Origin of the sequence: Luteimonas sp. TWI382 (assembly GCF_039674545.1) — a bacterium.
Lineage (GTDB): Bacteria > Pseudomonadota > Gammaproteobacteria > Xanthomonadales > Xanthomonadaceae > Luteimonas.
In genome coordinates this window covers 1-18825 of record NZ_JBDJNS010000036.1, presented here as the reverse complement: position 1 = coordinate 18825, position 18825 = coordinate 1, and the positions used below count along the sequence as shown (strand labels likewise).

Below are 18825 nucleotides of genomic sequence, written 5' to 3'. Positions count from 1 at the left end.
GCAGGAACTGCCCAAAGCGGGTGCGTGGCGGTTCAATCTGAACCGCCAAGTCAGCGATCGATCCAGTCCAGATTGTCGAACAGCGCGTCGCCGTCGCGTTCGCTGGTCAGGTTGTACAGGTTGTAACGCCGCGCCAGCCGTGCGCCGCCATCGCGGGTCAGCGGTTGCCAGAGGATCTCCGCGCGCGCTCGCGTCGGCCTGGGCAGGAGGAAATCCATGGGGAGGGAGAAGTAGATCCCCTTGTCGAAGTCGCCTTCACCGAAGTCGCGTGACGAGACGTTGGTCTTGGTGGCATAGGCGCCCATCGTCACACCGTTGTCGAAACGCCTGGCGACGTTGACGGTGGCGCCGACGTCGCCGGCCAGGTAGCGGCCGGCGCTGACGTTGACCTGGACCCGCTGCTGGCGCCCGAAGGTGTAGTAACCGGTGACATGGCCCGTGGTGACCTCGTAGTCGCGGAACCCCGCGTGCTGATCGAAGTTGCGCTGACGGACCTGGTTCAGGTCCATGCCCAGCGCCCAGCGTTCCCCGAACGGGCGATACAGCACCTCGCCACCGACGCCGCCGTACATGTACTCCAGGTAGCCCGCATAGGCCATGCCGTACCAGTCGCGCCCCAACTTGCGCGCCGTGGTCAATTGCAGGTTGGGCACCGTGACCTTGGACGTCGTCAGGAACTGCCGCTGCCACGTCCGCACGCGTGGCAGGCGGCTGGGGGCGTCGTAGCGGAACTTGTCGAAGTTGTTGGCGATGTCGACGCTGACCGCACCGGTCAGCCAGGTACTGCGGCCGAACCAGTAGCTGGCGCCGAAGTCGGCCGTGAGCTGATAGAGAATGAATCCGTCCGGGCCACCGAGGACCTGCTTGTACCCGGGACCGAAGCTCCCGCGCAGCCGGTCGAACGGCGCGCGATAAAGCTCTTCGCGGCGCTGCTGCGCCGGCGGCGACAGCTCGACCTTGCGCGCCATCGCTTCGAGGTCGATCCGGCGGTCGACGTAGTCGGCGAACGCATTGCGCTCGACGCTCACTTCTGCGATCGGCATGCCCACGCGCTCGTGCGCGAACGTGAACCAGTCGATGTCGTCGGTCACCGCGTTGTCCAGCACGCGCGCACCGCGCCCGACGCCCTGGGCTGGGTAGAAGTAGCGTGTCTGGCTGCCGTGGACGATGAGTTCGCCATCGCGCCTGGTGATTCTCGATACGGCAATGCCTGCGTCTCGCTCCAGGTCGGCGGAGACTACGGCCCAGTCCGTGTCGGGCTGATGCGCCGGTGCGTCCGTGGCAGCACCCGACAGGCTGTCCTCGCCAGTGACACGCCGCCGCAAGGGCGGTGCGGGCGTATCGAGGATCGGCGCATTACTGCGCGCCGTCTTGAGATTGCCGACGAAGGCCAAGCCGAATACCGGGGTGTCGCCGCGTTCCAGGCCGGCGGTCAGTTCCAGGTTCGGCGTGGGGCGATAGACCAGTCCGACATTGATCGGCGAGCGCTGGTCCAGCCGCGTGCCTCGGGGCTCGGTCTTGTAGTCGTTGCCGTCCAGTTCCACCTTGACCAGCAGCTGCTCGAAGGGCGTCTGCCAAGTGATGCCGCCGAACACTCCGATAGGGCCGCGGAACATGGCGTTGGTATTGAACTGGGTCGGGCCACGGCCGCCGCCGGGGCGCGTCTCGAAGCCGGAGTCGATGAGCCGTAAGGGGTTGGCGATATCGCCGCGGTTGCCGAGGTAGCCCGTTGCCAGGCCGAGACTGGCATCGATGGCGCCAAAGCGCTTGTTGGCGACCAGGTACTCGCCCGAGAACAGGCCGGTGCCGCCGATATCGCGCATGCCGAGCGCGATCTCCGGCAGCCAGCGGCTTTCCTGCCAGAGTCGCAGCTTCACGTCGATCGACTTGTCCTTCAGGCTCTGATCGCCGCTCAGGCTTGGCGGGCCGTAGCGCTGGTTGCGCAGGCCGACGTAGCGGAACGTGCCCTCGAGCCACGGGAAGGGTTGCAGCGACAGGTTGTGTCGCGCGTAGGGCGAGGTGTAGCTGGTGGACAGGCTGACCTGTCCCTCGGGCTCCATGCGCGCGGTCGGGGTCTGCAGCAGGCCGGCACCGCCCCAGTCGCTCTGGGTGACCAGGTCGTGCGCGGACTCCTGTGCGTGCAGGCTGCCGGCGATCGCCAGCGCCAGCAGGCCGAGCGGAAGTTGGGGGGGGGCGGTACGTCGGGTCATCGGGCGGCGTCCTGCACCCGAGGCGAAACGGGCAGTGCGATCGGCTGGGTCGCCAGAAACTGGGCGAACTCTCGGTTGAAGTCGGGGTCGATGCGCCGCAGGGTGCGCTCGGGCAGCGGGGCATACAGCACCGCGCCAGGCGCCAGTGTCTGGGCCGGGCTGCGATTCCAAGGTGCGATGCCCAATTGCGCCACGCTGCCGTCGGGCTGAACGACGTAAAGCAAGTCGGGATCCGCGCCCAGGGTCGGGCATTGGCGCAGGTACTTGGCGGCTTCGCGCAGTGCCACATGGGGTAGGCGGCATGGCGCTTCGACGGCCCCGACGACGGCGATCGTGTCGGGGCGCAGCGGGTAGACCAGGCGGTCACCGTCGCGGACAGGCAGGTTGGCACCAGGGTCGACCTCGAGCCTGCGCCCGTCGAGTTGTGTCGGAATGCGTCCGGTGACCGGCAGCGTTGTCAGCCAGGCTTCCATGCGCGCTGCCGTCTCGGCGACCGCGAGTGGTGTGTCCTCGGCGGTCTGGATCGCCTGCAGGCTATGCTCGAGTCCTGCACGAAGGCGGGTCTGGGGGACGACGGCCTGGCGGCGAAGCAGGGCGGCGCCTGTCGTGTAGGCCTCGCTCGTCGGCATGGCCGCGAGGATGGGATCGGACAGCCGGGCGTCTTCCGACAGCGCGAAGGTCGACGGACGAAGGACGGCGCCTTCGACAGTGACGTGGACCTGTGCAGGCGATTGAGCAGCGGCGCTGGCGGCGGCAAGCAGCAGCGCGCAGCCGAGGAATCGGGACATCATCGTGCGCTTCCGTGCCGATAGGGCTTGAGCTGGACGAGATCGAGGCTCCGGCCTGGAGCGAGGAGTTGCCGGCTCTTGAGAATGAAGCCGGTATCGGGCTCGGCCCAATAGCTGTTGATGGCATCGATGTCGGGCCCGCGCAGCCGCTCGTCGAAACGGACCAGGGTGCGGGTCTGCCCCAGGATCTCGACCTGTTCGGTGCCCGTACGCCGCAGTTCGCCTTCGACCATCACGCCGTAGCGGTGGCCGGGCATCCAGTCATAACGACGCAGCGTGCGCGCGGTGCCCTCAAGCAGGGGGAGGCGCGCGAACGGGTTGTCGCCTTCGAGGTGGATGTCGACTGCGTCTTGCGGCAGGCCGGCGGTACCGGCCAGCAGGCCGTCACGCAGAAACACGATTCTGCGGTCGGGGCTGTACCAGGAAGTCAGGCCAGCATCATCGTTGCCCAGCACCATCAGTGCCTGGATGTCGTCGCCCTCCACCAGCACCTGGGCATAGGGATTGGCGGCCACGCGCTCGGGCGTGACTTCAATCGACGGGCGGAAGACGGCGAGACGGACCGCATCCACGCCGCTGCGGGTCATGCCGTTGCAGCCGATCAACATGAGAAGAACTGCGCCAACCGCAATTGATGCTGCGCACGCGCGCGCGCGGTGTTCGATGCGAAGCGCCGTCATCGCGAGGACATCAATTGAGATCGTTGCTGGTGCGGGCGGCGTTGCTGATGATGCCGGAGAACGGCAGGAGCTGCCCCACAAAGCGATTCCAGCGGGTAATGCCGGCGGCGCCGACGAACACGACGTCGCCTGGCTGCAACTGGAACTGGCTGGCCACGGCGAAAGCCGCGGGCGACTTCGCCTCGAGCTGATAGACCACCGACGGTGGCGTGTCGGCCTCGAGACCGCGTGCGCCGCGGATCACATAGACCGCATTGCCGTTGGATGTGGTCTGCATCAGGCCTCGGGCGCGGCCCAGTGCCTGGCTGAGGCTGATGGTGCCGGTGCGGAAGCTCTGCGCACCCGGTTGCATGACCTCGCCGACGACAAACACTTCCTTGTCGTCGAGGAATGGGATGTACAGGTGATCCTCGGGTTTGAGATAGATCGCGTCACCCGACTGGCGATCCAGATCGATGGTGTAGGTGATGCCATTGCGGGTCAGCCGCACGCCCGAGAGGTCGGCGACCGTCGGGTTGATGCCGGCCTGGCTGATGGCGTCGTTGAGCGTCATCGGCGCCATGGTCAATGGCACAGCGGTCGAGTTGGCGGTTGCGCCGGTCACCCAGGCGCGCTGGCTGCCATAGGTGAGCACCGAGACGTCGACCTGCGGCGACTCGATGTAGCGCGCCAGCTTGCCGGCGATGTCCGCGCGCAGTTCGGCGGGCGTGCGGCCTGCAGCCTGGACCTTGCCGATGTAGGGATAGAACAGGGTGCCGTCGGTCTGGACGTGGCGGCCGGCGGCGTTGAGCTGTTGCTGGGCGCCAGCGGGCACTGTCAGCTCAGGGTGGTCCCAGACGGTGATGTAGAGCACATCGCCGACCCCGATGGCGTAGGCCGGCGGTCGGTACTCGACCAGTGCGGCCGGCAGCACGTCGCCGGGCTGCTGCGTGGCCCGCTCCATTGCAATCAGTTTCGGCGTGATCGGGATCAGATCGAGCTGGTCGTTGCCGACGGTGCGAAATCCCCCGTCGTTAGCCGAGCCGGTTCGCATGTGCTGACCGGGGCTCCAGATGCAGCCAGCCATCAATGTGGCGGCGAAGGCGACGAGAAGAGGACGAAGCAAGGGACGCATGAACACGGGATCTCCTGGCGTGGGCAGGCGCCACCGCCTGTTGACCATAAAAAACCCCGCCGGCCTGGACCGGCGGGGTGACTGGTGTCCCGCGGGCGAAGGTGCCCGGCGGCGATCAGTTCGTGCCGGTGCCGGTCGTGCCCGTACCGCCGGTGCCGGTGCCCGGACCGGTGCCCGTACCGCCACCGCCGTCGCCGACATTGCCTTCGCTGTCGCCATTGTTGTCCATCACCACTGCGGCCAGCGCGACCACGCCTGCCACGATGCCAACAGTGGCGCCCTGGCTCAGCCCAGTGCCGACTGCGCCGCCGGTGCCACCGGGAATGCCGCTTTCCTGCGATGCGTCGTTATTGGAGGCTGCCGTGCCCTGGGCCTGCGGTGCGGCAAAGGCGATACCGGACAGGCCGGCCAGGGCGATCGTGCCGATCAGGCGAAGGGTCTTGTTCATGGGGGAGCTCCAAGCATGTAAAAGGACGGTATGCGTCCAGGCTGTTGCGAGGCTATAGGCCGAAAGCTGGTCATGTCAAGGCGGCTTCGACGCTCGGATGGTTTGGTGAGCGTGTCTCGACAAGGCTGAATAGGTTGCTCACGGATCACGTAGAGCGAGCTTGCTAGACTGCGCGCTTGTGTCCGCCCCGGCGGCGTCCGGGAGTGGAGTGCATCCAGGTGTTTCGGAAGGTCCTGTTCGTGTGCATCGGCAACATCTGCCGCAGCCCTACCGCGGAGATCGTGTTGCGATCGGAGCTCGGGACCTCGGGCATCGCGGTGTCCTCTGCCGGGTTGCAGGCGCTGGTCGACCGGCCGATCGATCCGACTGCAGCAACGCTGCTGCAGGAGCGGGGCCTCGACACCGATCAACATCGTGCCCGTCGGCTGACGCCCGTGCTGCTTGCCGACGCCGATCTGGTGCTGGTGATGGAGCGGGCCCATCAGGCGCGGATCGCCCGTGAGGTGCCGCAGGCCAGCGGCAAGGTGATGCTGCTGGGCAAGTGGGCCGGCGACCGCGAGATTCCCGATCCCTACCGGCAGCAGCGCCCTGCGTTCGAGCACGTATTGAACCTGGTCGACGAGTCGGTCGCTGCCTGGCGACGCTATCTCCGCTAGCTCCATCGGCCTTCCGGGTCGTCATTCGTATCTTCCGCGCATTGCGCCTTATTTACAGAAGCCAGAGCCACTGCATGAGCAAGGAAACAGGAGTGTCCCCCAAGGACGAGGATGAGATCGACTTGCGCGAGATCGTCGGTGCACTGATCGATCGCAAATGGTGGATCATCGGCATCACCGCGGCGTTCTTCGTGGTCAGCGTGGCCTACGCGCTACTGGCGACGCCGATCTACCAGGCGCGCTCGATGGTGCAGGTGGAGTCCAAAGCGCCGACCATTCCGGGTCTGCCGGACCTGTCGTCGCTGGGTGGTGGCGTCACGTCGGCGGCGGCGACGACCGAAATCGCGCTGATCACGTCGCGCACGGTGATCGGCGACGCCGTCGACAGCACGCATGCCGATGTGGTCATCGAGCCGGCGCGCTTTCCGTTGATCGGCGGCTTCCTCGCGCGCCGCTTCTCGCCCGAGACGCCCGACGCCGTGGGATCGCCGTGGTTCGGGCTGTCGCGCTACGGCTGGGGCGGCGAGCATGTCGAAATCGTCGGCATGACGGTGCCGGCGATCTGGGAGAACGAGCCGCTGACGCTGCGCGTGGGGGACGACGCCTCGCGCTTCAGCCTGTTCGGGCCGGATGACCAGTTGCTGCTGGAGGGGACCGTCGGCACCGACGCCGAAGGCGGTGGTGTCAGGTTGCAGGTCGCGACGTTGCGCGCCAATCCCGGGACACGGTTCGAGGTGACCAAGCTGCGCCGGCTCGATGTCGTGGCCGGCTACCAGCAAGACGTGCGTGCCTCTGAGCAAGGGCGCGAGTCCGGCATCCTGCAGTTGTCGTTCGAGCATCCCGATCCGCAGTTCGCGCAGACCTTCCTGCAGGCGGTCGCATCGGCCTACGTGCGCCAGAACGTCGAGCGCAACTCGGCCGAAGCCGGTGCGCAGCTGGAGTTCGTGCGCGAGCAGTTGCCGACCGTGCGCCTCCAGGTGGAGGCGGCGCAGAAGGCGATGAACGAGTACCAGACCCGGGCGAACTCGGTCGACATCACGATGCAGACCCAGGGGCTGCTGCAGCAGGAAGTGGCGGTCGAGACGAGCATCCAGCAGCTGCGCCTGCAGCAGGCGGAGATGGACCGCAGCTTCACGCGCGAGCACCCGGCCTATCGCGCGCTGCTCAAGCAGATCGGTGAACTCGAAGCGCGCAAGGCCGCCTTCCAGAAGCAGGTCGGCGAGTTGCCCGACACCCAGCAGGAACTGCTGACGCTGACCCGTGACCTGCAGGTCAGCAACGAGCTCTACACCGGGCTGCTCAACCAGGCGCAGCAGCTCGACGTCGCGCGCGCCGGCACCGTCGGCAACGTGCGGATCGTGGACCCGGCGGTCGTCGACACCCAGCGGCCGGTGAAGCCGCGCAAGCCGCTGATCGTGCTGATCGGCACGCTGCTCGGCGGTTTCCTCGCCGTGGGCCTGGTGTTCCTGCAGCGTGCGTTGCACGCCGGCATCGAGGATCCTGCGCAGATCGAGGAGCTGGGCCTGCCGGTCTACGCGTCGATTCCGCTCAGCGAGTCGCGCGACCTGTTGGTCATGGACCGGCTGCGCAACCGCAGGGGGCGCGTGCGCCGCGACCCGGGCTTCGACAAGCGGCAGCACTTGCTCGCGGTCAATGCGCCCGCGGACCTGGCGATCGAAGCGATCCGCAGCCTGCGCACCAGCCTGCATTTCGCGATGCTCGAGGCCAAGAACAACATCCTGGCGATCTCCGGCCCGCGTCCGGCGGTGGGCAAGACCTTCGTGTCGGCGAACCTGGCTGCGGTGATCGCCCAGGCCGGCCAGCGTGTGCTGGTGATCGATGCGGACATGCGCAAGGGGTCGCTGCACAAGGTGCTCGGCGTGACGCAAACCAGCGGCCTGTCCGATGTGCTCGGCGGCAAGCTCGAGGCCACCGAGGCGATCCGCGCGGCCGAGGGTGTGGCGAACATGGACTACATGGTGCGTGGCGACATCCCGCCGAACCCGTCGGAATTGCTGATGCATCCGCGTTTCGGCCAGATGCTCGAGGCGCTGTCCAAGCAGTACGACCTGGTGATCGTCGACACCCCGCCGATCCTGGCCGTCACCGACGCCGCGCTGATCGCCCGCCATGCCGGCTCGAGCCTGCTGGTGACGCGCTTCGGCGTGAATCAGCCCAAGGAGATCCTGCTGACCAAGAAGCGCTTCGAACAGAATGGCGTGCAGGTCAAGGGTGTGATCTTCAACGCCGTCGAGAAGCGCGCCACGGGCTATTACAGCTACGGCTACTACGAGTACAAAGCCGACAAGGCCTGATCTCGCACACCGCTTTCGCGCCTTTGCGCCTTCCCCCGCATTTCGGGGCATTGCGCGCTCACGGACTGCCGTTTTTGCGCCTTCCCCCGCGTGCGGGGGAAGGTTGGGATGGGGGCAAAAGTGCGGCAGGCCCTTGCCCCCACCCGATACCTGACGGCATCGACCTCCCCCGCAAGCGGGGGAGGTGACGTGTGCGGGCTGTGGCTTTACGCCTTCCCCCGCATCGCGGGGTCTTGCGCCCGTCACGGACTTCCGCCTTTGCACCTTCCCCCGCATTTCGGGGCATTGCGCGCTCACGGGCTGCCGCTTTTGCGCCTTCCCCCGCGTGCGGGGGAAGGTTGGGATGGGGGGCGTAGCGTGGCAGGTAAGCGACGCGCGCCGAAACACCTGGCCCTGCTGAGGCGTCGCCGCTAACCTGTCGCCCGTCATGTCCGCATCGCTTCCCATTTCTCCGAGCAGGCCCGCCTGGCGCCAGCGTCTGGCGCTGTACTGGAAACTGGTCCGCGGCGATCGTCCGATCGGGTGGTTGCTGCTGCTGTGGCCCACCTGGTGGGCGCTGTGGGTCGCCGCAAAGGGGGTGCCGCCGCTCTGGACGCTCGCTGTGTTCAGCGCCGGGGTCTGGCTGACGCGCTCGGCTGGTTGCGTGATCAACGACTATGCCGACCGCTGGCTCGACCCCCACGTCGAGCGCACCAAGGATCGCCCGCTGGCGAGCGGTGCGGTGCGAGGACGCGAGGCGCTGTGGCTGTTCGCCGGGTTGATGCTGGTCGCGTTTGCGCTGGTGCTGACGATGAATCGGTTGACGGTGCTGATGAGCATCGTCGGTGTCGTGCTCGCTGCCAGTTACCCCTACCTCAAGCGCTACACGCACCTGCCGCAGGTCTACCTGGGGCTGTCGTTCGGCTGGGCGATCCCGATGGCGTTCGCGGCGGTGCAGGGCACGGTGCCGGTCGTGGGTTGGGTGCTGTTCGTGGCCAACATCTTCTGGGCGACCGCGTACGACACCTGGTATGCGATGGTCGATCGCGAGGACGACATCCGTGCGGGCGCGCGCTCCACCGCGATCCTGTTCGGGCGCTTCGACCTGCTCGCGCAGGCGGCGCTGTATACGGCGATGTTCGCCGCGCTCGCGATCGCCGGTCACCTGGCAGCACTGGGTCCCAACTACTGGCTGGCGCTTGCGGTCGCCATGGGGCTGGTGGTCTGGGAGTTCTCGATCGCGCGCGGTCGCGAGCGTGGGCCCTGCTTCCGCGCATTCCTGCACAACCACTGGGTCGGCATGACGGTCTTCATCGGCATCGCCGTGCACTACGCGTTGCCGCCGCTGACCCGGTTGATCGCCTGAGCGTCGGCACTGCAAGGACGAGACGTTGAGCGCGCGCTGCGCCTAGACGTCGGTCCCACCCGGCGCGCACACGCGCCGACCTCCCGCGCGGGCGGGGAGGTAACCGTATCGCCGGCATCTAGTATCTTGCCTCGCTCACTCCGGAGAGGCGCCTATTGCTTGCTGTTCGAGTCGCCAGCAAGGCGCGGCATGAGCTGACTCACGCGTGTGGGAAGTCCCGATCGTCGACTGTTGCGATAGCCCGCAAGCTCGACATTCCTGCAATCGTGGGAGTGCATCAATGCGGCAGGGTGCGAAACGCGACCTGGCACGTCGACTGCGCCAGACCATGACCGATGCCGAGCGTGCCTTATGGCGGCATCTGCGGATGCGCCAGATGGCCGGCGCACGGTTTCGCCGCCAGCATCCGATCGGGCCCTATGTCGTCGATTTCGTTTGCCTGGCGCAAGGGTTGGTGATCGAAGTCGACGGTGGGCAGCATGCCGAGTCGACATCCGACGCTGCGCGCGATGCATTCCTGCGCGCGCAAGGGTATCGGGTGCTGCGGTTCTGGAATCACGACGTGCTTGGCAATCCTGAGGGCGTGTGGCTTCGGATTCGGCAGGCGCTAAGCGAGGAGGGGATGCCGGGCTGCCAATGACGCGATGACGACAGGGATGCGTGCAACGAGTGCAAGGCTGGCGTTGCGTTGGCGCGTACGGCGGCCCCCACCCCAACCCTCCCCCGCAAGCGGGGGAGGGAGCACGCTTCGAGTGCGAGTGCGAGTGCGAGTGCGAGTGCGAGTGCGAGTGCGAGTGCGAGTGCGAGTGCGAGTGCAAGTGCGAGCGAGTGCCAGAGCCAGTGCCAGTGCCAGAGCCAGAGCCAGAGCCAGAGCCAGAGCCAGAGCCAGAGCCAGAGCCAGAGCCAGAGCCAGAGCCAGAGCAAGCGCCTGCGCCTGCGCCAATGCCTGCGTGTGATCAGCGATCACCTCGCCTGAGTGGTCAGCAGGCACTGCTCTGCACGCGGACAAGAGATGTACCACGCGCCCAGGAGGCAGCGCGCATGACGCCCCTCCCCCGCTTGCGGGGGAGGTCGGCGCGTGTGCGCGCCGGGTGGGGGCGGGCTTCAGGCCGCGCGGACGTCGCGCAGTTCCCAGGCGCTGCCGGCGAGCAGGCGCAGACGGTGCTTGAGGACGGTGCTCGAGATCGAGGTGTCCACAGTCAGGTCGATGTCCAGGTCGCGTTGTTCGCCGACCACGCGCGCGGTGGGGTCGGTGATGCCCAGCGACGGATCGACCTCGTCGGGGTCGGGCTGGTCGGCGCGCCATCGGGCGAAGAGGGTGTCGCCGCGCAGGGCGTCCTGGAGCTCGGCGGCGATGCCCTCGGGGCCTCGCGACTGCAGGGCGTAGGTGCCCGAAGCGCGGGCCTTGCCGGCGTCGGGGATACGGATCAGGTAGCGTGTGCTCATGCGGCGTCTGCGTTGCGAAAGGTTGCAGCCTAGCAACGGGGGGCGTTAGGGAATCGTCATGCAGGGGCATGCATCCGAAAGGACGCGCGGGCGAGCGCTGGCGGCGGTGACGAGTGCCCACCGCTCAGGCAGGGCGCACCGGCAAGTCTCTGTTGTTGCCGGGCGCGCGGCTCTGTTACGAAAGGCGCCCTTCGGCGCGGGCGCGTCGGGCGGTCATCGCGCTGCGCTGGGCGGCGAGGAAGGCGCGCATCGATGCCGGCTTGACCGGCTTGGTCAGCACCCGGTAGCCGCGGATGCGGGCGGTCTGCTTGAGCGCGTCGCTGCCGTCGGCGGTCAGCAGGGCGCCGGGCGTCTCGGGCGCCATGCCGCGCAGTGCGTCGAGGGTGTCGAGGCCGTCGAGCCGGTCGTGCAGATGGAAGTCGACGAGCAGCACGTCGGGCGCCTCGTCCATCGCCGCGATCGCCTCGTCGATGGTCTTGGCGCACAGGGGCACCACGTCCCAGCGCCGCAGCAGGGCGCGCATGCCGGCGAGGATGTCGTCGTCGTTGTCTACGCACAGTACGCGCAGGCCGCGCAGCGATTCGTCGCGCAGCGGCGTGGGGGCTGGCGCGGTGACGATCGCCGCCGATGCGCTGCGCGGTACGGTGATCGAGAACATGCTGCCGCGGCCGACCATCGCGCGCGCGTCGAGTGTGTGCCCCAGCAGCCGGGAGATGCGTTGGCAGATCGACAGGCCCAGGCCAAGGCCGCGGCCGTCCCAGTCGAAGCTGTGCTCGTAGCGGTGGAACTCGTCGTAGATCTGGGTCATGTGGTGTTCGGGAATGCCTGGCCCCGTGTCCCAGACCTGCAGGGCGACCCCGTCGCCGCGTCGGCGCGCCGCCAGCACGATGCGGCCGCTGCGCGTGTAGCGCAGCGCGTTGGCCAGAAAGTTCTGCAGCACGCGGCGCAGCAGGCGGCGGTCGCTGCGCACCGGGGTGGGCGGGGCGTGCAGGCGGATGTCCAGGCCGCGCGCCTTGGCCATCGGTGCGTACTGACCGGCGAGCTGGCGCAGCAGTTCGGCGACATCGAAGTCGACGATATCCGGCTTGAGTGCGCCGGCGTCGAGGCGCGAGACGTCGAGCAGGCCGTCGAGCAGTTCTTCGGCCGCGCGCAGCGAGGTGTCGATGCGCTCGGCCAGGTGGCGCTGTTCGCCCGGGTCGGGGGTCTCGCGGAGCGCGGAGGTGAACAGTCGCGCGGCATTGAGCGGTTGCAGCACGTCGTGGCTGACTGCGGTCAGGAAGCGCGAGCGCGATTCCTGCGCCGCCTCGGCCTCGCGGGTGCGCTCGGCCACGCGCTGTTCGAGCGTCTCGTTGATCTCGCGCAGTTCGCGTTCGGCGCGCTTGTAGTCGGTGACGTCGCTGTAGCTGGTCGCATAGCCGCCCCCGGGCAGCGGCTGGCCGCGCAGTTCGATGACCTGGCCGTTGCCGAGCACGCGCTCTGAGACATGCGGGGAACCGGCGCGCATGTAGGCGATGCGCTTGTCGACCTCGGTCTGGATGTCGATCGCGTCGCGCGGGCCCAGTTCGCCGCGTTCGGCGTTGTAGCGGATCAGGTCGGCGACCGGGCGGCCGACGTAGAGCATGTTGTCGGGGTAGCCGAACAGGCGCTGGTAGCTGCGGTTCCACGCCACCAGGCGCATCGTGCGGTCGACCACGCTCACGCCGTGGTCGATGTTCTCCAGCGTCGAGGACAGCACCTCGCGGTTGAAGCGCAGCTCCTGGCCGGCCTCGTCGAGCATCGCGACGACCTCGTCGACCTCCATGCCCGAGCCTTTGAGCGCGCTGGTCATCAGCAAGCGCGCGGAAGACGCGCCGACCGCGGCGGCGAGTTGCCGCTCGGTGAACTGCAGCCAGGTCCGGTCGGCCGAGGCGTTGAGCACCAGCGGCCGCGCCTGGGCTTGCGCGTACTCGTCGAACGCACGTCGCGCCGTGCGGTCGCCGACGATCCGGCCGATCAGCGTCAGCAGGTCGCCGACGCTGATGTTGCCGCTCCAGTCCTCCGATGCGAGTGCGCGCCGCTCGGCATACGGGTCGAGGAATGGCGCCGCGCGCAGGCGCTCGTCGAGCGAGGGGCGCCAGCGCGCCGACACCAGCAGCAGCGCGCCGACGTTGCCCAGCAGCGACCAGAACGTGCCATGGGTCAGCGGGTCCCAGCCGGCGAGCCCGAACAGCGCGCGCGGCTGCAGCCAGGCCATGCCGAACGGGCCGGCGTCGAGCCACTGCGGCTGGATCCAGCCCGACTCGGTCAGCGCCGGCAGCATCAGCGTGTAGCTCCAGATCGCGAAGCCCAGCAGCAGCCCGGCCTCGACGCCGCGCCGGCTGGCGCCGCGCCAGTACAGGCCACCGATCAGTGCCGGCGCGAACTGCGCAACCGCCGCAAACGACATCAGGCCGTAGGCGGCCAGCGTGGTGTCCGAGCCGCTGACCCGGTAGTAGCCATAGGCCAGCGCCGCGAGCGCGACGATCGCCACCCGGCGGATCCACAGCACGGTCGAGCCGACGTTGCCGCCGTGGCGCTCGGCATAGCCGCGGCGCAGCAGCAGCGGCATCACCAGATCGTTGCTGAGCATCGTCGCCAGCGCGACCGAAGAGACGATGACCATGCCCGTTGCGGCCGAAAAGCCGCCGACGTAGGCGAACAGCGCGATCACGTCGGCGTTCTCGGCCATCGGCAGCGCGAGCACGAAGCTGTCGGGGGCGACCGGGCCATCGCGGCCGAACAGTGCGACGCCGGCACTGGCGATCGGCAGCACCATCAGGCAGACGATCGCCAGGTAGCCGCCAAACAGCCAGCGCGCGCGGCGGATGTCGCGCACGTCGCCGCATTCGACGACCGCCACGTGGAACTGGCGCGGCAGGCAGATCAGCGCCGCGAACGCGAGCAGGCTCTGCGCCACGAAGCCGCTGGGCGGCGCATTGTCGATCAGCGCACGCGTGGCCTCGACCATGTGCAGGTCGCGCGCGCCCAGCCACAGTGTCGCGAACAGGCCGACCACGACCAGTGCCAGCAGCTTGATCAGCGATTCGAGCGCCACCGCCAGCATCAGGCCGGGCCGGTGCTCGGTGGCATCGACCTTGCGGGTGCCGAACAGGATCGCAAACAACGCCATCAGCACGGCGACGTAGAACGCTGGGTCGCCGAACGGCGTGACCGCCTCATCGGGGCCGCCGAGCACACCCAGGCTGATCGCCACTGCCTTGTACTGCAGGGCGAGGTAGGGCACCGCCGCCACCAGCGCGATGCCCGCGACCATCGCCGCCAGCCGCTGCGAGCGGCCATAGCGCGAGGCGATGAAGTCGGCGATCGAGACGGTGTTCTGGGACTGCGCAATCAGCGCCAGCCGTTCGAGGATGCGCCAGCCGAACAGCAACAGAAGCAGCGGACCGAGGTAGATCGGCAAGTAACCGATACCCTGGCGCGCGGCGGTGCCGACCGCGCCGTAGAACGTCCACGACGAGCAGTACACCGCCAGCGCCAGGCTGTAGACCAACGGGCGCAGCCACGGCCGCTGTGGATACAGCGGCCGCCGGTCGCCGTACCACGCCACCGCGAACAGCAGCGCGGCGTAGCCCAGCGACACCAGCAGCAGGATCCAGCCCGGCAGCATGCGACATCCTTCGACGCGACCGCGGGAGTGTAGCCTCCCGGCCCGCCGCGGCGGGCGCGACTCAGGCCTGGGCGGCCATCGCGCGGTCCTTGCCGGCGCGCTTGGCGCTGTACATGGCCAGGTCGGCGCGCTTGAGCAGCGATTCGAGCGTTTCGTTCGGGCGGCGCAGTGCGACCCCTGCGCTGAAGGTGATGACGATGCGGGTCTCGTCGTGGACGACAGGCCGGTGCGCGAGCACGGTGCGCAGGCGCGCGAGCGCGGCCAGGGCGTGGGCGAGTGTCGTGGCCGGCATCAGGATCACGAACTCCTCGCCGCCGAAGCGGCCCAGGATATCGCTGTCGCGCAGGGTGAGGCGGGCGACGTCGACGAAGTGGCGCAGCGCGGCGTCGCCCCCCAGGTGGCCGTGGGTGGCGTTGAGGCGGCGGAAGTCGTCCAGGTCCACCAGCGCCATGCACAGGGGGCGGTTCTCGCGCGCGCGCGCGGCTTCGCGTTCGAAGGCCTCGTCGAAGCCGCGCCGGTTCAGGCAGGAGGTCAGTTCGTCCTCGCGTGCCAGCCCGGCGGCGTCGCGCAGCTTCTGCTCCAGCAGGTGGATGCGCTTTTCGCTCTGCTCGACCTCCCGCCGGGTGGCGATCAGGTCGTCGCGCGCGCGCAGCGCCTGTGCCTGGATCCGTCCGGTATCGTCGAGTATCTGGTCGAGAACGGCGTTGAGGCCGGCGATGCTGCGCGCCTCGCGGATCCGTTGCGCATGCCCGGCCATGCGGTCCTGGTACTCACCGGTGTGCATCGCCATCCCATCCAGGCGCTCGACGAAGGTCGACATCATCGTCTTCATCGCGACCTTGGACGCATCGATGCCCTGTTTGAGCACGCCCTGCCGGTAGATCACCTCGCGCAGTTCCGCACGTGCTTCCTCGATCGAGCCCCGGTCCAGCGGCCCGGCGAGCAGGCCGCGGATCTGTGCCAGCTGGCCATGCAGCCAGCTCTTCTCGTCGAGCAGCTCGCCGATGTTCTCGAGCAACAGGTCGAACAGCCCGATCAGCAGCGCGACCTGCTCCTCAGTGGCCTCGGCATGCACGTCGATGCGACGGCACAGGTCGGTGAGCCGCTGCGACAGGCGGTCGAGATCGGGTGCGCCGGCGTCAGTGGCACGCAAGGCCTTGGCCAGCGCGAGGGCTTCTTCCGACAGCGCCGGTTCGTTGCGCAGCAGCGCCGCGAGGGCGATGCCGAGCGTCTGGCGCAGCAAGTCGCGCAGGCGGATGGATGGATCGGTGGCCGACAACGCAGGCGTGTCGAGATCGACGAAGCGGATGTACTTGTCGATCAGCTGCCGCATCGCGCGGCCGTAGGCCGGCCAGTCGCCATTGGCGCAGGCCGATTGCAGGTACTGGCCGAGACTGCCGAGTTCGTCGTGGAGACCGGCGACGCCGTCGGCGAAGGCGATCAGCAGGGCATGCGGTGCGTGGGCCTGCGCAAACAGCGCGACCAGTGCCTCCGACCCGATCGCACCCTCACGCCCGCGTGCGCCGGTCGCAGGCGCGGGGGTGTCGGACGGATTGGGGGATTTCCGCATGGAGGCCACGTCATCGAAAGGCAACCGGGGTCGTCCTCGGCCAGGGGCCGTGGCGGACTGCGACTGATCGCGATCGATATCGGCGTGGCCGCGGCGGACTTGAGTGGTGTGCCGCTGGCGGCGGCAGGGGACTGCCCCATCGCGGGGGCTGTGTTTGGCGCCGTCCCTGCATCGCGGAGGCATTGCGCCTCGCACGGCTGGAAGGTGGGCCTGGGGCTTGAGCGCGACCAGCCGCGCTGCGACGGCCCATGCCTCCACCCGGCGCGCGGTGGAGGTGCCTGCTCGCGCGCTGTGCCTGGTCTTCGCTGCGGGGGCGAGAAGGGCGTGGCCGCGTGGTGCGCTTGGCTGCTTCCCCCGCAAGCGGGGGAAGGTGGGGATGGAGGCGTTGCTGTCAGACAGGCGGTGCTGTGGCGCAGTCGCGCGCTCAGTACTTCGGCACGCCGCCGTCGACGCTGTCGCTCCAGGCGTCGATGCCGCCCGTGACGTTGTAGACCTGGGTGAAGCCCTGGTTGCGGAAGTGCTCGGCAGCCTGAAGGCTGCGACCGCCGTGGTGGCACAGGAACGCCAGCGGGGTGTCCTTGGGGAGCGCCTGCAGCCGCTGGATGCCGTCGCCGTCGAGGACTTCGAACGGACGCGAGACCGAGGCGGTGGCGCGCTCCTCCGGTGGCCGGACATCGACCAGCGTGAGCTTGCCGGCGGCGATCCGGTCGTCGGCTTCGGTCGGGGCGATTTCCTGGACCGTCTTGGGCGCGTTCGGGTTGTCGATGACCAGGCCGCGGCCACGGATGTCGTCGGCGAAATCGATCGTCAGGCCTTCGGCTCGGCGGGCGCTGGCCAGGTCGAACTGCACCAGCAGGCCGGCGACGTCGCTGACGATCGCCGACGGGTTGCGCGGTGCCAGCTGCAAGCGGGCGCGGAAGTTTCGGTCGATGTCGATCTGCAGCGCGTAGTCGCCGCCGGCATCGGCCAGCGCCTTGGTGATCATCTCGCGCGCGGGCAGCGTGATCGCAATCGTCGGGGGCGTGCGGTCCGGGGCCTGGACGCCGAACAGCCCGTGCAGTTCGCCGCTGCCGGCCATCTGCTCGATGATGTCGCTGCCGCCGACCAGTTCGCCCTCGACGTAGAGCTGCGGGATCGTCGGCCAGTCGCCGTAGACCTTGATGCCTTCGCGGATCTCGCCGTCTTCCAGCACGTTGACGTGGGCGTAGTCGACGCCGACCGCGTCGAGTGCGGACACGGCCTTGGCCGAGAAGCCGCACTGCGGCGCCATCGGCGACCCCTTCATGAACAGCACGGCGCGGTTGCCCTGCAGCAGGGTCTCGATGCGGGTGCGGAGGGCGGGATCGAGGGACATGGCAGAACATCCTGGAACAGGCGGGAAGACCGACATGGTAGCGCGGGGCCGCCTACGCAAGCCCGCGACCGGTGGTCGCGTTGGCGGAATGCTGCGATGCGCGGCGGGCGCGATGGCATGATGCGCGCCATGTCGCCGCATCGTCCGCCCCGTCGCCCCTACCTGTGGCTGCCGCTGGTGCTCGCCTCCCAGGCCGTGATCGCGTGGGTGTGGTGGCAATGGGGCTGGCAGGTTGGGCTGCCGTTGCTGCTGGCCAGCCATGCGCTGTGCCTGTGGGGCGTGCTGGCGCCCGGCTCGCGGCTGTACGGGCCGGTGCTCCGGCGCCTGCCCGAGGGCGAGGTCGGGGTCTGGCTGACCATCGACGATGGCCCCTCGGACGACACCCGGCCGCTGCTCGACCTGCTCGACGCACACGCGGCGCGGGCGACGTTCTTCCTTGTGGGCGAACGCGCGGCCGCGCGCCCGGGCTTGGTCCGCGAGATCGTCGCGCGCGGCCACGGCATCGGCAATCACAGCCATCGGCATCTGCAGGCCCGGTTTTGGGCATTGGGGCCGGCGCAGATGCGGCGCGAAATCGCCGATTGCCAGCGCACGCTCACGACGATCGCCGGGCAGGCGCCGGTGTGGTTCCGCTCGGTGGTCGGCCACAGCAATCCGTTCGTGCATGCCCCGCTGCGTGACGCCGGGCTGGCGCGTGTGGCCTGGAGCGCACGTGGGTTCGATGCGGTGGAGAGCGACACGGCGAAGGTCGTCGCGCGCATCGATGCCGATCTGGCGCCGGGCGCGATCGTGTTGCTGCACGAAGGCGCGCGCCATGGCCGTAATGTCGAGATGGTCGCCGGCGTTCTGGAGCGCTTGCGGGTGCGCGGGCTGCGCCCGGTGCTGCCGGCTCCTCTGGCGGATGGGGCCGGCGACCCCACGCGGTGATCGTGCTTGGCGTCTTCCCCCGCAGCGCGGGCATCGCGCCCTTCCCGGGGGGGAGGCGGGAATGGGACGCTTTTGCGTGACAGCCTGTGCCCCCACCCGGCCCGCGACGCGTGCCGACCTCCCCCGCGAGCGGGGGAGGTGATGCGTGCACGGCTTCGCTTCTTTCTCTACGAGCAGGAGCGATGCGCACGCTGCGCTGCGCCTTCCCCCGGTTACGGGGGAGCAACGGTGTTGGAGGTCAAGCCGCAACAGGCGTTTCGAGTCGGAATCTGGCGTTGTCTCGAAGCATGGCGTTGAGGATGGTCAGCAGCTTGCGCATGCAGGCC

General features: G+C 68.7%; 14 protein-coding genes. 5 read left to right on the top strand and 9 right to left on the bottom strand.

The window, feature by feature from the left end:
- Positions 1-50 precede the first annotated feature (50 nt).
- The 5 genes from ABE505_RS16175 to ABE505_RS16155 all read right to left on the bottom strand — a co-directional run bounded on the left by ABE505_RS16175 (position 51) and on the right by ABE505_RS16155 (position 5240).
- The gene (locus ABE505_RS16175) at positions 51-2210 is read right to left on the bottom strand and encodes a YjbH domain-containing protein (protein WP_346445547.1); all 2160 of its coding nucleotides are present in this window, start codon (positions 2208-2210) and stop codon (positions 51-53) included.
- Positions 2207-2998, bottom strand: coding sequence for a capsule biosynthesis GfcC family protein (locus tag ABE505_RS16170; RefSeq protein WP_346445548.1), 792 nt, complete (start codon positions 2996-2998; stop codon positions 2207-2209). The genes ABE505_RS16175 and ABE505_RS16170 overlap by 4 nt, the downstream gene beginning before the upstream one ends.
- Positions 2998-3678, bottom strand: coding sequence for a YjbF family lipoprotein (locus ABE505_RS16165; RefSeq protein WP_346445549.1), 681 nt, complete (start codon positions 3676-3678; stop codon positions 2998-3000). The genes ABE505_RS16170 and ABE505_RS16165 overlap by 1 nt, the downstream gene beginning before the upstream one ends.
- Positions 3679-3688: 10 nt before the next feature.
- Positions 3689-4792: a polysaccharide biosynthesis/export family protein gene (locus ABE505_RS16160; protein WP_346445550.1), complete on the bottom strand. Its 1104-nt coding sequence runs from the start codon at positions 4790-4792 to the stop codon at positions 3689-3691.
- Between the two features lie 115 nt (positions 4793-4907).
- Entirely contained in the window at positions 4908-5240 is a 333-nt protein-coding gene (locus ABE505_RS16155; RefSeq protein ID WP_346445551.1) for a hypothetical protein, read from the bottom strand.
- 218 nt (positions 5241-5458) lie between these two features.
- Between ABE505_RS16155 and ABE505_RS16150 the strand changes: the two genes are divergently transcribed.
- The 4 genes from ABE505_RS16150 (at position 5459) to ABE505_RS16135 (ending at position 10196) form a co-directional block, all read left to right on the top strand.
- Positions 5459-5896, top strand: a complete 438-nt coding sequence (locus ABE505_RS16150) for a low molecular weight protein-tyrosine-phosphatase (protein WP_346445552.1) — start codon at positions 5459-5461, stop codon at positions 5894-5896.
- 74 nt (positions 5897-5970) lie between these two features.
- The gene (locus ABE505_RS16145) at positions 5971-8211 is read left to right on the top strand and encodes a polysaccharide biosynthesis tyrosine autokinase (RefSeq protein ID WP_346445553.1); all 2241 of its coding nucleotides are present in this window, start codon (positions 5971-5973) and stop codon (positions 8209-8211) included.
- 427 nt (positions 8212-8638) lie between these two features.
- A complete protein-coding gene (ubiA, locus tag ABE505_RS16140) occupies positions 8639-9556 on the top strand; it encodes a 4-hydroxybenzoate octaprenyltransferase (RefSeq protein ID WP_346445554.1) in 918 nt (305 codons plus the stop codon).
- A 280-nt stretch (positions 9557-9836) separates the two neighbouring features.
- Positions 9837-10196, top strand: coding sequence for an endonuclease domain-containing protein (locus ABE505_RS16135; protein ID WP_346445560.1), 360 nt, complete (start codon positions 9837-9839; stop codon positions 10194-10196).
- Positions 10197-10660: 464 nt separating this feature from the next.
- Here ABE505_RS16135 and ABE505_RS16130 read toward each other — a convergent pair whose 3' ends face one another.
- The 4 genes from ABE505_RS16130 to grxD form a co-directional block, all read right to left on the bottom strand.
- Complete coding sequence (locus ABE505_RS16130; protein ID WP_346445555.1) at positions 10661-11002, bottom strand: hypothetical protein; 342 nt, start codon at positions 11000-11002, stop codon at positions 10661-10663.
- Between the two features lie 175 nt (positions 11003-11177).
- Positions 11178-14648, bottom strand: coding sequence for a PAS domain-containing hybrid sensor histidine kinase/response regulator (locus ABE505_RS16125; protein WP_346445556.1), 3471 nt, complete (start codon positions 14646-14648; stop codon positions 11178-11180).
- Positions 14649-14709: 61 nt separating this feature from the next.
- The gene (locus tag ABE505_RS16120) at positions 14710-16218 is read right to left on the bottom strand and encodes a diguanylate cyclase (RefSeq protein ID WP_346445557.1); all 1509 of its coding nucleotides are present in this window, start codon (positions 16216-16218) and stop codon (positions 14710-14712) included.
- A 424-nt stretch (positions 16219-16642) separates the two neighbouring features.
- On the bottom strand, positions 16643-17572 hold the full coding sequence (grxD, locus tag ABE505_RS16115; RefSeq protein ID WP_346445558.1) for a Grx4 family monothiol glutaredoxin: 930 nt from the start codon (positions 17570-17572) through the stop codon (positions 16643-16645).
- 129 nt (positions 17573-17701) lie between these two features.
- Here grxD and ABE505_RS16110 point away from each other — a divergent pair, with 129 nt between their 5' ends.
- Positions 17702-18499, top strand: coding sequence for a polysaccharide deacetylase family protein (locus tag ABE505_RS16110; protein ID WP_346445559.1), 798 nt, complete (start codon positions 17702-17704; stop codon positions 18497-18499).
- Positions 18500-18825 lie beyond the last annotated feature (326 nt).